This is a genomic window from Klebsiella sp. CN_Kp091 (assembly GCF_040065095.1).
Classification (GTDB): Bacteria; Pseudomonadota; Gammaproteobacteria; order Enterobacterales; family Enterobacteriaceae; genus Klebsiella; species Klebsiella aerogenes.
Genome location: NZ_JBEAIO010000001.1, coordinates 209,853 through 224,433 on the forward strand (window position 1 = coordinate 209,853; position 14,581 = coordinate 224,433).

12 protein-coding genes are annotated in these 14,581 nt (G+C 52.3%); 3 read left to right on the top strand and 9 right to left on the bottom strand.

Translation table 11 applies throughout. From position 1 onward, the window contains the following. Positions 1-22: 22 nt before the first annotated feature. A complete protein-coding gene (locus ABLV17_RS00975; RefSeq protein ID WP_087860173.1) occupies positions 23-616 on the bottom strand; it encodes a DedA family protein in 594 nt (197 codons plus the stop codon). Positions 617-770: 154 nt separating this feature from the next. Between ABLV17_RS00975 and ABLV17_RS00980 the strand changes: the two genes are divergently transcribed. Both ABLV17_RS00980 and pbpG read left to right on the top strand, forming a co-directional pair. Continuing rightward, a complete protein-coding gene (locus ABLV17_RS00980; RefSeq protein ID WP_087860174.1) occupies positions 771-1,358 on the top strand; it encodes a Yip1 family protein in 588 nt (195 codons plus the stop codon). A gap of 174 nt (positions 1,359-1,532) precedes the next feature. Then, positions 1,533-2,483, top strand: a complete 951-nt coding sequence (gene pbpG, locus ABLV17_RS00985; protein ID WP_161799877.1) for a D-alanyl-D-alanine endopeptidase — start codon at positions 1,533-1,535, stop codon at positions 2,481-2,483. A 43-nt stretch (positions 2,484-2,526) separates the two neighbouring features. Here pbpG and ABLV17_RS00990 read toward each other — a convergent pair whose 3' ends face one another. Continuing rightward, positions 2,527-3,081, bottom strand: a complete 555-nt coding sequence (locus ABLV17_RS00990) for a GNAT family N-acetyltransferase (protein ID WP_015365736.1) — start codon at positions 3,079-3,081, stop codon at positions 2,527-2,529. A gap of 91 nt (positions 3,082-3,172) precedes the next feature. After that, complete coding sequence (gene dld, locus ABLV17_RS00995; protein WP_308958204.1) at positions 3,173-4,906, bottom strand: D-lactate dehydrogenase; 1,734 nt, start codon at positions 4,904-4,906, stop codon at positions 3,173-3,175. 201 nt (positions 4,907-5,107) lie between these two features. Here dld and bglX point away from each other — a divergent pair, with 201 nt between their 5' ends. Further along, complete coding sequence (bglX, locus tag ABLV17_RS01000; protein WP_308958205.1) at positions 5,108-7,405, top strand: beta-glucosidase BglX; 2,298 nt, start codon at positions 5,108-5,110, stop codon at positions 7,403-7,405. A gap of 53 nt (positions 7,406-7,458) precedes the next feature. Here bglX and ABLV17_RS01005 read toward each other — a convergent pair whose 3' ends face one another. The 6 genes from ABLV17_RS01005 to ABLV17_RS01030 form a co-directional block, all read right to left on the bottom strand. Then, positions 7,459-8,193 (bottom strand): fimbrial assembly chaperone, encoded by a 735-nt coding sequence (locus ABLV17_RS01005; RefSeq protein ID WP_308958206.1) that lies wholly within the window; start codon positions 8,191-8,193, stop codon positions 7,459-7,461. Next, positions 8,159-9,487: a fimbrial usher protein StbD gene (stbD, locus tag ABLV17_RS01010; protein ID WP_308958207.1), complete on the bottom strand. Its 1,329-nt coding sequence runs from the start codon at positions 9,485-9,487 to the stop codon at positions 8,159-8,161. The genes ABLV17_RS01005 and stbD overlap by 35 nt, the downstream gene beginning before the upstream one ends. Positions 9,488-9,491: 4 nt before the next feature. Further along, positions 9,492-12,044, bottom strand: a complete 2,553-nt coding sequence (locus tag ABLV17_RS01015; protein WP_308958208.1) for a fimbrial outer membrane usher protein — start codon at positions 12,042-12,044, stop codon at positions 9,492-9,494. Then, positions 12,028-12,789, bottom strand: a complete 762-nt coding sequence (locus ABLV17_RS01020) for a fimbria/pilus periplasmic chaperone (protein WP_213794394.1) — start codon at positions 12,787-12,789, stop codon at positions 12,028-12,030. Before ABLV17_RS01020 ends, ABLV17_RS01015 begins: the two co-directional genes overlap by 17 nt. Positions 12,790-12,853: 64 nt before the next feature. Further along, positions 12,854-13,390 carry a fimbrial protein gene (locus ABLV17_RS01025; protein WP_213316988.1) on the bottom strand — a complete coding sequence of 179 codons (537 nt, stop codon included), beginning with the start codon at positions 13,388-13,390 and terminating at the stop codon, positions 12,854-12,856. Between the two features lie 344 nt (positions 13,391-13,734). Further along, positions 13,735-14,538 (bottom strand): winged helix-turn-helix domain-containing protein, encoded by an 804-nt coding sequence (locus ABLV17_RS01030; protein ID WP_308958210.1) that lies wholly within the window; start codon positions 14,536-14,538, stop codon positions 13,735-13,737. Positions 14,539-14,581 lie beyond the last annotated feature (43 nt).

Genomic DNA, 14,581 nt, shown 5'->3' on the forward strand with positions numbered 1-14,581 from the left:
TCAATAGCGGCGCGCGGCGCCGCTATTGATTATCATCCTCTGTATCTTCCGCTTTTCTTTTCGCTTCCCGGCGTTTCAGCCACAGATGGGCTCCGACCACCAGCGCCACTACGAGAATCAGCCAGATCCAGTGTTTGATGTGCTGATCGAGATGATGCAGCCACGGGCCGATCGCCTCGCCGCCGAGATAACCCAGGGTGGTAAAAATCAGCGCCCAAACGATGGCGCCGAAAATATTCAGCGGCAGAAAAATTTTCGGCGGCAAGCGGCTGGCGCCGATCAAAACCGGGCCGATAACCCGAAAGCCGTACATAAAGCGGGTGCCGATAACGAACAGATAGGGATGGCGTTGAATCAGGCGCTGCGCTTTACGGATCCGCGCCTTCTGCCGCGAAAAGCGGCGCAGTAGCTTACCGCCGAACTGGCGTCCGAGGAAATACAACAGCTGATCGCCGATCATGCCGCCTAAGGCCACGGCGATGACCACCAACGAAAACTTCAATAGACCCTGATGCGCCGCCACGCCGCCAAGGATGGTGATGGTTTCACCTTCTGCGATGCTGCCGATAACCAGCGCCGCGTAGCCGTATTGGGAAATCAGGTGATTGATATCCATATAAACATAAACTCCTACTCTTACCAGTCCCTTAATCATACACCTTGATCATTAAAACGCGCTGAAGCGGATTTTTATCGCTGTACACAAAATAATCTACAGAGTGAATTATACTTGGATCAGTGCTGTACGAAGCCGTGACAAGGGGGACGCTATGAACCATGTCTGGGGACTCTTCTCTCATCCTAATCAAGAGATGAGCGTGATCAAGAGTGAAAATGAGACCGTTTCGCATCACTACACGCACCATGTGCTGGTGATGGCGGCGGTTCCGGTTATCTGCGCCTTTATCGGTACGACGCAGCTCGGCTGGAACTTCGGCGACGGTACGGTGATTAAGCTCTCGCTGATGACCGGGTTGGTATTAGCGGTACTGTTTTATGCCGTGATGCTGGCCGGGGTGGCGGTGATGGGGCGGGTGATCTGGTGGATGGCCAGGAGCTATCCGCAACAGCCGTCGCTGAAACGCTGTATGGTCTTTGCCGGCTACGTCGCGACGCCGCTGTTTTTAAGCGGGATCGTGGCGCTCTATCCGCTGGTATGGCTGTGCGCGTTAATAGGCACCATCGCGCTGTTTTACACCGGTTATCTGCTGTATCTGGGGATTCCGACCTTCCTGAGCATTAACAAGGAAGAGGGGCTCAGCTTCGCCAGCTCAACCCTGGCTATCGGGGTGCTGGTGCTGGAAGTGCTGCTGGCGATTACCGTCGTGCTGTGGGGTTACGGGTACCGACTCTTCTAATCAAATGCATTGCCGGCAGAAATGAATAATTATGTCGGCAATGCAGCATTTACTCACGATTCTTATTGGCCTCAGGGCGTTATGACGCGGTATGATGGCGTTTGCCAGCGGCGTAGCTCACTTTACGCCGCGGCGTACGTTCTATAGCGTGCAAAAATACTTTTCAGAATGCCCATGATGCCGAATTTTCGAATTTCTTTGCTCAGCCTGACTTTGCTGCTGGCTGTGCCTTTTGCGCCCCAGGCGATAGCAAAAACCAGTGCGGTAACCGCCGCTTCACAGCCGGATATCGCTTCCGGTAGCGCGATGATCGTCGATCTGGCGACCAAGAAAATCATTTACGCCAGCCAGCCCGATTTGGTGCGCCCGATGGCGTCTATTACCAAAGTGATGACCGCCATGGTAGTGCTGGATGCGCATTTACCGCTGGACGAAATGCTGACCGTTGATATCAGCCAGACGCCGGAGATGAAAGGCATATATTCCCGCGTGCGTCTTAACAGCCAAATTAGCCGCCGCAATATGCTGCTGCTGGCGCTGATGTCCTCGGAGAACCGCGCCGCCGCCAGCCTGGCGCACCACTATCCTGGCGGTTATAACGCTTTTATCCGCGCGATGAACGCCAAAGCGCAGGCGCTGGGGATGACCCATACACGCTATGTTGAGCCGACCGGCCTGTCGGTGCATAACGTCTCCACGGCGCGCGATCTGACTAAGCTGCTGATCGCCAGCGAACAATACCCGCTGATCGGCCAGCTAAGCACCACCAAAGAAGATACCGCCACTTTTGCGCATCCGGCTTATACCTTGCCGTTCCGCAATACCAACCACCTGGTGTATCGCGATAACTGGAATATTCAGTTGACCAAAACCGGCTTTACCAACGCCGCCGGCCACTGCCTGATTATGCGCACGGTGATTAACCAACGCCCGGTGGCGCTGGTGGTAATGGACGCGTTTGGCAAATATACCCACTTTGCCGACGCCAGCCGTTTACGGACCTGGATTGAAACCGGCAAGGTGATGCCGGTTCCGGCATCCGCATTGAGTTATAAAAAGCAGCGTGAAGCGCAGATGGCGGAAGCGATGCTGAAAGGCGGCACGCAGACCGCACAGAACGATTAATTTGTCCTTCCCCGGATTACGCCGTAATCCGGGAATTTTGATATCACTCTGGTAATGTCCAGTCACCGTCGCCAAGCTGGCGCTGCATGATTAGGGTATCGCGCCAGTCTCCCATCTTATAGCCGACGCTGCGCAGCTGTCCGGCAACGGTAAAGCCAAATTTCTTATGAATGGCAATCGAGCCGGCGTTGTTATGTCCGTCGCCGATAATCGCCAGCATCTGCCGCCACGGCCCCTGTTCACATTGCGCAATGAGCCGCGTCAGTAGCGCGCTGCCGATGCCGCGCCCGCCCATGCCGGACTCAACGTAAATCGACTCTTCCAGCGTATAGCGGTACGCCGGGCGAGGGCGGTAAAAGGTGGCGTAGCAGTAGCCGACGATGGTGCCGCGCCACAGCGCGACCAGCCAGGGAAGCCCGTTATCGCGTACAGTTTTGATTCGCTTACGCATTTCGTCGACGGTAGGCGGGATCTCTTCAAATGAGGCGCGGCCGTTAAGCACGTGCCAGACGTACAGCGCGGCAATCGCATGCGCGTCATCAGGCAGCGCTTCGCGGATCTCTAAGTCGGCGTCTTGTAACTTATCCTTGGCGGACATGGGGGCTCCTCAAGCTAATTGGCCGGAGAGTCTTTTTCTCCGGCCTGCAGCGTAATACAGAAGCCCGGCGGCTGAATAGTCCTGGTGACGATTATTGTGCTTTCGTTGGCTTCAGCGCCTCGCCCCAGTATTTTTGTTTGCTGGTTTTGCCGATCCCCGGATTCATGCTGTTGGTGGGATCGTTCTGGCGATAGAAGCGTTTTAAACTCTCCGCCGCTTCATACAGATGCCCGACGTTGTGCTCCGCCGGGTACTGCGCGCCGCGCGCTTTCAACAGATCCAGCATTTTTTCCTTCAATTCGTGCGCGTCGACCCCTTTCTTCACGATGTAATCCTGGTGGAAGACGTGACACATAAAGTGGCCATAGTAGAGCTTGTAGACTAGCTGGCTATCGATTTCCGCCGGCAGATGTTCGAACCATTCGGTGTCATTGCGGCGCAGGGCGATGTCCAGCGCCAGAATATCTTCCACTTCGTCGGCATGTACCGCCTGATAGCGGATCGCCGCGCCGGCGGCGGCGAAGCGGTGCAGGAATGCCTTGCTGCCTTCTTCCGCGGTACAGGCAAAGAAATCGCCTTCAGCCTGCTGGAAATACTCCGTAAGCCACTTCTGCGCTTCTTCGATGCCGTCGCCGGCCATCTTCAGCAGCAGATGATGTTCGTACTTATCGCGCCAGGTTTTCATACGCTCCGGCAGGTGCGCCGGGAAGGCATGACCGAGCTTCTGCATAAAGCGGTCGGTGAAGTGCGGCTTGAACAGGGAGACTTTTTCCAGCATCGCGTCGGTGCGCCCCTTCATGGTGAAGAAGAACGGCATTTTGTCGGTGCCGAGCTTATCGATCATCAGGAAAGTGTCTTTGCCATATTTTTCGGCGATATCGTAAATATCGCGGTGCATATATTCGCCGGCCACCGGCAGATTATTGAATTCAGCGAGGATGTGGCGGCGGATTTCGGTGAGCACTTCCGGCTGATTGGTGCCGATATAGAACACCTGCTGGCGTTTTTCCGCCGGAAAAGTATCGAGACGAACGGCGAAGACCGCCAGTTTACCGGCGCAGCCGGAGGATTCGAACAGGCGGTCCGGGTCGGCGTTATAGCGAGCCGGGGTATCGGCGTTGACATCGCGCACGCGGGTGACGTAATCGTGATCGTGGGCGTGACGGCCATCATGCTGCACGTCGGCATCGTTGATACGATCATCGTCGAGGCGGCTCAGGATTTGTTCCGGCGTCGCGCCTAAATCGATTCCCAGATGGTTGACTAATTTCAGCTTGCCGTCGGCGTCAATCTGCGCAAACAGCGACATTTCGGTATAGGCAGGTCCGCGCTGCACCAGTGAGCCGCCGGAATTGTTACAGATACCGCCGATAACCGATGCGCCGATGCAAGAAGAGCCGATCACCGAGTGCGGTTCGCGGCCCAGCGGTTTTAGCGCTTTTTCCAGTGAATAGAGGGTGGTGCCAGGGTAGGCCAGCACCTGCTCGCCCTTATCCAGCAGGTGCAGCTTGTCCAGACGCAGCGTGCTGATAATGACAATTTCACGATCGTAATCATTGCCGCTCGGGGTGGAGCCTTCGGTGAGGCCAGTATTCGCCGCCTGCATCAGGATAATTTTGTCAGCTTGAACGCAGGCGCTGAGAACTCGCCATAGTTCAAGCAGGGTACCGGGGAACACCACCGCCAGCGCATCGCCGTGGCCGGAGCGGAAACCTTTTCGGTAACGCTGGGTTTTCGCCGGATCGGTTAACAGATGCGAGGAGCCAACCAGCCGCGCCAGTTCCGCCAAAAAGGGAGGGTTATTTATTGTTGTTGCAGATGACATGATTCACTCCTTGTGGGCACAGGAAAGCTATATCGCTGTTAGCATACCGTTTTGTATGACAATTTGGTGTATGAATGTTTCTATAAATCAGATAAGAACCTTAGCATTCTACGGGCGCGTTGTTTATATATATGGCAAACTGCGGTTTTTGCTGCGTTTTCGCTGGGCTATTAGCACCGAATCAAAGAGGGATACATAATAATGAAATGGTTGTGTACTGTTGGCGTCGCCGTGAGCCTGGCGCTGCAACCCGCGCTGGCGGATGAACTGTTTGGTAACCATCCGCTGACGCCGGAGGCGCGAGATGCGTTTGTTAGCGAACTGCTGAAAAAAATGACGGTCGATGAAAAAATTGGTCAGCTGCGCCTAATCAGCGTCGGTCCCGATAACCCGAAAGAGGCGATCCGGGAAATGATCAAAGACGGTCAGGTAGGGGCGATTTTTAATACCGTGACCCGGCCTGATATCCGCGTGATGCAGGATCAGGTGATGCAGCTAAGCCGCCTGAAGATCCCGCTGTTTTTCGCCTACGATGTGCTGCACGGCCAGCGTACCGTCTTCCCGATAAGCCTCGGTCTGGCCTCCTCTTTTAATCTCGACGCGGTGAATACCGTCGGGCGTATCTCGGCCTACGAAGCGGCTGACGATGGTCTTAATATGACCTGGGCGCCGATGGTCGACGTCTCTCGCGACCCGCGCTGGGGCCGCGCCTCCGAAGGTTTTGGCGAGGATACTTACCTGACCACCGTGATGGGTAAAGCGATGGTGGGGTCGATGCAGGGTAAGAGCCCGGCAGACCGCTATTCGGTGATGACCAGCGTTAAACACTTCGCCGCCTACGGCGCGGTTGAAGGCGGCAAAGAGTACAACACCGTCGATATGAGCCCGCAACGTCTGTTCAACGACTATATGCCGCCGTATAAAGCCGGTCTCGATGCCGGCAGCGGCGCGGTGATGGTGGCGCTAAACTCGCTCAACGGTACTCCGGCCACTTCCGATTCCTGGCTGCTGAAAGACGTCCTGCGCGACCAGTGGGGCTTCAAAGGCATCACCGTTTCCGACCATGGCGCCATCAAAGAGCTGATTAAACACGGCGTCGCCTCCGACCCGGAAGACGCGGTGCGCGTCGCGCTGAAGTCCGGTATCAACATGAGCATGAGCGATGAGTACTACAGCAAATATCTGCCGGGGCTGGTGAAATCCGGCAAGGTGACGATGGCTGAGTTGGATGACGCTACCCGCCACGTGCTCAACGTCAAGTATGATATGGGGCTGTTCAACGATCCGTACAGCCACCTGGGGCCGAAAGCATCCGACCCGCAGGACACCAACGCCGAAAGCCGTCTGCATCGTAAAGAGGCGCGTGAAGTGGCGCGAGAAAGCCTGGTGCTGCTGAAAAATCGTCTCGATACCCTGCCGCTGAAAAAATCCGGCACCATCGCGGTGGTGGGCGCGCTGGCGGATAGCAAGCGCGACATGATGGGCAGTTGGTCGGCGGCGGGCGTGGCCGATCAGTCGGTCACCGTGCTGACCGGCATCAAAGAAGCGCTGGGCGATAAAGGCAAAGTGATTTATGCCAAAGGCGCTAACGTTACCGACGATAAAGGCATTGTCGATTTCCTTAACCTGTATGAGAAAGCAGTGCAGGTCGACCCGCGCTCGCCGCAGGAGATGATCGATGAAGCCGTGGCGGCAGCGAAACAGTCCGACGTGGTCGTTGCGGTAGTGGGCGAAGCGCAGGGCATGGCGCATGAGGCTTCCAGCCGTACCGATATCACCCTGCCGCAAAGTCAGCGCGATCTGATTAGCGCGCTGAAAGCGACCGGTAAACCGCTGGTGCTGGTGCTGATGAACGGCCGTCCGCTGGCGCTGGTGAAAGAGGATCAGCAGGCTGATGCGCTGCTGGAGACCTGGTTTGCCGGTACTGAAGGCGGCCATGCAATCGCCGATGTGCTGTTTGGCGATTATAACCCTTCCGGTAAGCTGCCGATGTCCTTCCCGCGTTCGGTGGGGCAGATCCCGACCTACTACAGCCATCTGAATACCGGCCGTCCGTATAATCCGGAAAAGCCCAATAAATACACCTCGCGTTATTTCGATCAAGCGAATGGCCCGCTGTATCCATTTGGCTATGGCCTGAGCTACACCACCTTTAGCGTTTCTGATGTCAAAATGTCGGCGCCAACGATGCCGCGCGACGGCAGCGTGACCGCCAGCGTGCAGGTGACCAACACCGGCAAGCGCGAAGGGGCGACGGTGATCCAGCTTTATTTGCAGGATGTCACCGCGTCGATGAGCCGCCCGGTGAAAATGCTGCGCGGCTTTAAGAAGGTGAATCTCAAGCCGGGCGAGACGCAAACCGTTAGCTTCCCGATTGATGTTGAAGCGCTGAAATTCTGGAACCAGCAGATGAAATACGTTGCCGAACCAGGCAAATTCAACGTCTTTATTGGGGTGGATTCCGCCCGCGTTAAGCAGAGCGAGTTTGAGCTGCTGTAACCAGCAATATTTTTGAGAGTACAAACCCCTTCCGTAGAAACGGAAGGGGTTTTTTAATGCATAAATTGCGGTGTTGCGGCGTAATTCCTGGCGTTTCCATCATCGCCGATTACCGAGTAACGTATGGCGTCGCTGCGCTGTAGCGGTTGGCTAGACTCTATCTTTTGGCCTGATTTTGGCGGGATAAGCAGGTTATCAATCGATTTTTGCATACCTGGCTGCACGCTTATGCTCATAAACCACGGCGTGGGATTATCGATGGTGATGGTTTTCCCCTCCACGCTAAATTTCAGTTGCTGTTCCGTATCGGGGGTTGGCGCTTTCAAATTTGCCGGACGAACAAAAACCTTTAACCGTAACCGCAGCGGCAGGATAACCTGACGTGATCCGGTGTCAGCGGTTTTAGTGTTGGGGGGGATTTGATAGAGATTGAGCCAAAACAGGCTTTCGCGGTCCGCGGCTAAAATTTGCCGTGAAGTAAGCATTAAGCGCAGCGAACGCAGTTCGCCGGGCTGCATTTTGAACACCGGAGGCAGTACGACAATAGGCGTGTCACGGCTATCCGGCGAAGCGGCGATATCACCCTTGTCGCTCCAGGTTTGCAAAAGCATAGGCGTCTCGCCGTCATTAGATAACGTAATTGCCTGTGACATTTCGCCGGCGGCGAAAATGACGCGGGTTTTTTCAACGTTGACTATCGCCAGGGCAGGGCGGGTCGTTCCCGCCGCTGCCAGCAATGCGAAAGCCAGCGCTTTACTGAAAGCTAACCACTGCCTGAAGCTGCGCATTCACCGTCCCTGCTGTAATGGTTTGACCGCTTATCGCCTCCAGCGAGGCGGTGAAATCGCCGCTGTAGATATTGGTACTGCCAGAGGAGATGAGCGATGTGAGATCCTGATACGCATACCAGCCGCGGCTATTTCCACTGCCGGTGCTTAGTCTGTCAGGCAACAGATTGATCGCATTTCCTGACTGATTATAAATTCGGATCCCGACCCCTGAAGCGATGCCGCCGCTGCCATAGTTTGTATCCAGCAGCCAGGTTAATCCGCCGCCGGAGGTGACCAGCCCTAACGATTGCGCCGCGGCGACCGCGGTTGGTTGGTTAACTAAAAATCCCATCGCGACGTTGGCTGAACTGCTGGTGGAAGCTGATGTGCTCGACTTCGCGCCAGACTCGCACTCCAGGCTGACGGTGAAAGGGCGTTGGCTGCTGCCGCCCGCCGCAAGTGCGCCAACCGCAATTGGTGGCAAGGTGACCACCGAGGGATAATCTTTTATCTGGCAAAGCGCGCCGCGTACGTAGGTGACATTGTTGTAGGTGCTCCAGCCGCCAGGCCACAGGCTATACCAGCCATCATAATGGGTGTTGTGATCTTCTCCAGGAGAGAGCGCATTGGTCGCTAAACCAGGTCCTTTGAACGCAATATAACCGCGAGGTTGGCTCCAGACGTCTTTGTTCGTAGCGCTGGAGTAAACATAGTAGGCTGTGTCATCCGTTTTATACATTTCATATAGCACGTTGCTGAAGGCGCTTGCCGGGATATAAATGTATTGATCATCCTGATACCAGCTATCTGATGTAAGCTGCCGCTCCTTCCAGTAACGGCTGTAGTACTCCCCTGTACTCAAGTTGGTGATGCGTACGGCGACATTTTTTTCCGCGTCATAATAAGCGCCGTCGACATCGGATACCGCATATTTGCCGGCATAGGTACTGTCACCGTTGGTCGAGTACATTTCGTATAAACTACCCGCATCTGCCAGCGCACAGCGAAACAGGACTTGATTACTCCCATAAGTCTGATTAGTTGACGCGGTCAGGAAGTTGCCGACGGCGCTGGCGAGGAGCGTCCCCGCCGGCTGAAAATTTTTCCCGGAGTTGACGCTTATGACCGAGGGCAGACCGATGTTGCTGGTGCAGGTGTCACAGGCTCCGCTCCAACTAGCGGCGGTATAACCTGCCGCTTTTGCGGCTGAGGATAATGACGACGAACTGGTCACCCTGATGCAGGAAGCCGAAGATATCCCCGCCGTAGCCATCGCGGCAATGAGTAATAATAAATGAATAGCCGAACGCATAGCGTTAATCCTTTTCACAGATCTTATCCAGATACAGAAGATCGTCATTGGTTTTTAAATCGATTTGGTAGCTCACTCGACAGGAGAGGGCGTTGTTATCTCCCCAACGCACCAATAGCGAGCCCGAGGCCGTGGCGATACGGGCGTAAATCTGCCCGCCCTGGCCGACCATCCCAATGACCGCACCTTCACCGTTTATCACGTCGGCGCCCATCGGCGGCAGATGGCCATCGCGGGTTTTTACGTTGATCAGCACGGCTTTTCCGGAAAGGGTGGCAAAATTAACGCGTGCAATGGCGCCAGCATAGGGTACGACGCGTTGGCTACCGCCGGTTAATTCAGCGTTGCTGTTCATTTTTTGTGTATCCAGAGCGACGGTGTTGGCGCGGTAAGGAGAAAGCGACGGTAAGATGGCATAACCAAAGCTATCGATGACTGCGCCCTGGCCGTTTTGTACCTCAGCTCCCTCTGCGCCATCAGCGTGAATTAGGGCGAAGGTATCGCTGGCGTATGGCCCTGCGGTTATTCCCCCAGGGTGCACAACAATTGTTCCGGACGCGCCAATCGCGCTCTGGCGATAGTTATTGCCCTGATCGTAGCTGGCCCGTAGGGCGCCAATTCGCGTATTTTGCTGGGCATTGCCGCCAAAGGTTGACGATGACCCGCTATCGCCATTGCGGTAGCGTTCATAGCCGCCATACACCGACCATGACAAATTACTGTTATCGCCGCTGGTGCCGGTCATCGATATGGTTGATGAGCGGCTTTCGTGCGTTTGGTTATAGTTCATGGCCATCGAAGTGCGGTTTTCGCCCCAATCCAATGGAATGGAAACATTAAACGAAACGGTGGTTTCAGTATATTTCTCCTGCGTACTGCTGTCTGATTCGTCGTCAACGCCGTAATAGTAATGGCCGTAATCCCAGGTGCTGCGCTGGCGGGCGACGTTGATGCCGTAGCTTATTTGTTTCCACTGGTTGCTGTAACCAAGCTGTAGTTCGGTGAGTCGTGACTGATTACTATAATAATCCGCCGTACTGGCGCTTAAATTTAAGGTACCGAAGCCTGCTAACGGCTGACTAATGGTAGCGGAGAGGCGATTACGCTGTTGTAAGGTATCCGAATAATAATCAGTCCCAGTTTCTTGCTGGCGTCGAACACCTAAAACATCCTGGAGATCGCGGAATCCATCTGTTGAATATCGGTATGCCGCCAGTACCAGATTGGTGCCGGTTTCGAAGGTTTTGCTATAGCTCAATTCCGCGCGCCAGCCCTGATGGCGATTATTATCTTCCACGACAGCATTAGACCAGGTGGCATTTACGCCGAATGCGCCAAGCCAGGTGGCCCAGACTCCACCAGCCAGCCAGGCCTGGTAGTCCTCGGCGATTCTGGAACCGAGATTAATAGTGACATTGTTATTGATCCCGTGCTGCAGCGTTCCCTCGAAAAAGTCATTATCAACGCTGTAATATTGGCGTACGCGCCCTAAGGCGAGCGAATAATGCCAATTGCCTGGACGAACGGAATCAGGCACCGCGGAATAGGGAACGGTGAAAGAAGACGTTTTACCACTGGCTTCAATCACTTCGACTTGTAAATCCCCCTGATTACGGGTGTTATACAGGTCGTCAATGATAAACGGCCCAGGCGGAACATTGGTTTCGTAGATAGTTTTACCCAGCTGTTTCACCACTACCCGGGCGCTGCTTGCCGCTACACCACGAACTTCTGGCGCGTAACCGCGTTTTCCCTGAGGCCACATTCGTTCATCAGTGGCAAGTTTGACACCGTTAAAGGAAATACTGCCAAATAGACTTGAGTCGGTATAATTATCACCCACGCTGATGACGCTATTGATTTGCTGGATAGGCCGCTGCACCCAGGTACGAACGCTATCGTAGTGATATTCGTTTCCACTTTCGTCGCTATCGGCATAACGCATATTTCCCTGATGGCGCACTTGCCATAATCCAAGATTGGTTCCAGCATTAATCCCGCTCCATAAATACTGATAGCGAGAGTTATTGTCGGTATTCTCGGTGACGGTATAGCTACTATTGTGGCGAAAAAAAAGCGCCAGGGCGCCGCTATCCCATTCCGTTGGTGGGATATACCCGCGCGGAACACGATTGAGTTCGGTCATTGGAATAGTCAGAGATAAACGAAGTATCGCTGCTTCAAAATCCCACTTAGCCTGCGGCACCCACTGAGTTAGGGAGCGGCATGATGCATCATCTTTTTCGGGTAATGATTTTACTTGCGCGGTTTTCATGATTGCCAGCGGCAGGCAGGGTTCAGTATCCTTTTCATTCTCTAAGGCTTTGAACTGAATCGGTACGCCAGATTTCACTAGTGTATTATTGACGAAAATGTCCACCACATAAAGGCCAGAGGCGGTGTGCGGTTGGTTAAATTTCTCTATATTTTGACCATAGGACGAACCCTGGAATAAGTTAGGATCAAAATAGAAATCTTCGGCTAAAGCAGGATTAATGCAAAGTAAGCCGACTAGCACTGCAAGTTTTTGCGGGGGGAGTTCAGGGATAAGTAACATTATATCGCTCGCTAATCCTTGCGCCCTGATCGTTAACCAGGGTGACATTTACGCTACCAGTAGTCCGTTTGGCATTATTATTTTCCGGCAGCCAAAATATTTGGTTACTGAATGGGGCAACCATATCGGTTTTCAGTGTATACGTTTTGCCGCTGGCGCTCGCCGTTAGATTGCTAATAGAGGCGTACCAGGGGTGTGGATTAATAACGTTAATACCAGTGCCTTTATTTGCGTCGAATACCGCTTTTATTTGTAGTTTTTTAACCAGATTTCCTGGTGCGCCTAATTTGGCTGGTCGATAAAATAATTTGATACGCGTACGCAGCATCACCAGCATTTTATTTTGCTTTTTATCGCCGTTAACGTTAGCTGGCGGAACCTGTAGGGCGTTAAACCAAAAAACCGATTCGCGATCCAGCGGTAATGCTTTGGTCTTACTGTATACAACACGGACAACCTGGCCAGATTTCGCTTGAATACGAAAAACGGGCGGCGTTGCCAGGAAAGGGACAGTGCCGACAGCCTGTGGGTCGGCGTCGATATCGCCATTATCAAACCATGTTTGTACAACATAGGGGAACGTATCGTTGTTTTTTAACTGGACGTCCACGGATGTGACATCTGAAGGATAAATTATACGGCTACCTAATAGCGTCACGCTGGCCCATGAAAAGGTCAGTGGCAGTAATATAAGCGCCACGCCAGTGAGATATCGAATGCCATAACGGATAAAGTCCTTTACCATTTCAACGGCTCCATGAAAGCTAAAAATGTGGCCTACATAAACGCAGTAGGCCACATATAAACGATTACTGGTAAGACACGGCGTACTGCATGGTGGCTTCTACAGTACCTGCAGCTGCCTTGCCGTTGGCGTAGTACTGTGCGGTATACGTTGCGCTGGCTTCGGTTTCGCCTGCTGCCAGCGTCAGGTCACCATCCCCTTTGAAGCTGTCAGTCAGGTTAATTGCCTTACCGGCGGTATCCAGAATTTGTACTTCGACATTTGCTGCGGTTCCGGTGTTACCAAGGTTGCCGTTAGTGGTGACCTGGTTGCCGACGAATACGGTGGAGATTTTTGTCTCTGCAGCGGTGTTGCCAGTACAGCCAGTCAGGCCAATATCAAAAGTCGCCTGGCCTGCGGTATCGCCACTGGCGGCCAGTTCAGTGCTGCTAACGGTAGGCAGTAGTACAACGGGTGAAGTTTGATTGCCATTGATAGCGACGGAACAGGTTTCGTCACTCACTTCGCCCTGGAAACTAATGGTATTATCTGAAGCTGCCATCGCGTTTGCGGAAAGCAGCAAAGAACCTGTCAGGATTGCTAAAATATTTTTCTTAAACATATAAATCTATCCTATATTAAAATAATGTATATAATTCCCTTGTTGCATGATGCCTGACTCATAATAATTGCTAGAGCTGGAGCTAGATAAAGGTTGATGTTTGCGATCTTTCCTTCATGTTTCTCGCGGCAGGTATTCATGTAGGTTGAATGATATTGTCGAATGAATTTATTGTAAATATTAAATATCACTTTCTTATTATTTATATTTTTATTTTTGTGGTTAATTTTCATTTTTTGATTTTATTTGATTATTAGTTTTTATTGATTAATTTAGTGGGTGAATATTTATGCGGCCATCTAACGAGTAGATCGTTTGGCTATTTTGCTTGCGATATTATTGCGCTACTTGAGAATTGTTGATATTTGTATTTTTAGGCAAATATCTGATTCGTTTGATATTATTTTTTCGCACAAAAGAGGGGAGTAACGTGATACCCCCAACGTTCTGGACGTGAGAGATTCATTACGAACCAGCAGAATATATTGATCATGGTTACAGTGTAAATTAAGTTGTTGCAGACTCTGAAGGACATCTTTTTTAAAACTAGATAGTGTCGCCAGATCGGCTGCATTTTCTGCAATCCGTACTGCGCAGGTTCTTGCTGAACCTATTAATAATTCATCCTGGTGATGTGAGCTATTGAAAAATAGAAATGTGATTAATAATATTAGCGATATGGATACACAACATGCGGCGAAGATACATGTCCACAACCCCGGCGCAAAATGTTGCCTATGATACTGTGATAGTTTTACTGTTGGACAATCGGATATGATTGCTGATGTATTGGCAATCGGAGGGGCATGATCAACAAGTTCTTCAACAACAATTTGCTTGTTTAGCATAAATCCCACTTTCGGGACGGTAATAATAATTTCTTCGTTCTGATTAAAATGGCGTAGTATTCGGCGTAATTTACTAATACATTGATTAAGATTGTTATTGCTGGAAACCATACCAAAGTCATCCCAAACTTTTTTGAATAATACTTCCCGGCAAACAACCTCCCCGGAATGGGAGAGTAATAAATAAAGAAGTCTCTTGGCAGGGTTCGAAATTTGTATTGGATCGTCAGGAGATTCTTCGGTGAATATTGTGCTGGTGTCGAAATCGAAAACGATATGTTCATTCAGTAAAAATTTCATTAGATAAATCCGTTCTGATGGGAATTGTTTCACCTGCATGAGT

Coding starts and splice junctions, on each gene's coding strand:
- ABLV17_RS00975 (WP_087860173.1), bottom strand. CDS start 616: ATGGATATCAATCACCTGATTTCCCAATACGGCTACGCGGCGCTGGTT.
- ABLV17_RS01015 (WP_308958208.1), bottom strand. CDS start 12,044: ATGTTACTTATCCCTGAACTCCCCCCGCAAAAACTTGCAGTGCTAGTC.
- ABLV17_RS00990 (WP_015365736.1), bottom strand. CDS start 3,081: ATGTCCGCCAAGGATAAGTTACAAGACGCCGACTTAGAGATCCGCGAA.
- ABLV17_RS01030 (WP_308958210.1), bottom strand. CDS start 14,538: ATGAAATTTTTACTGAATGAACATATCGTTTTCGATTTCGACACCAGC.
- dld (WP_308958204.1), bottom strand. CDS start 4,906: ATGTCATCTGCAACAACAATAAATAACCCTCCCTTTTTGGCGGAACTG.
- stbD (WP_308958207.1), bottom strand. CDS start 9,487: ATGCGTTCGGCTATTCATTTATTATTACTCATTGCCGCGATGGCTACG.
- ABLV17_RS01005 (WP_308958206.1), bottom strand. CDS start 8,193: ATGCGCAGCTTCAGGCAGTGGTTAGCTTTCAGTAAAGCGCTGGCTTTC.
- ABLV17_RS01020 (WP_213794394.1), bottom strand. CDS start 12,789: ATGGTAAAGGACTTTATCCGTTATGGCATTCGATATCTCACTGGCGTG.
- ABLV17_RS00980 (WP_087860174.1), top strand. CDS start 771: ATGAACCATGTCTGGGGACTCTTCTCTCATCCTAATCAAGAGATGAGC.
- pbpG (WP_161799877.1), top strand. CDS start 1,533: ATGATGCCGAATTTTCGAATTTCTTTGCTCAGCCTGACTTTGCTGCTG.
- ABLV17_RS01025 (WP_213316988.1), bottom strand. CDS start 13,390: ATGTTTAAGAAAAATATTTTAGCAATCCTGACAGGTTCTTTGCTGCTT.
- bglX (WP_308958205.1), top strand. CDS start 5,108: ATGAAATGGTTGTGTACTGTTGGCGTCGCCGTGAGCCTGGCGCTGCAA.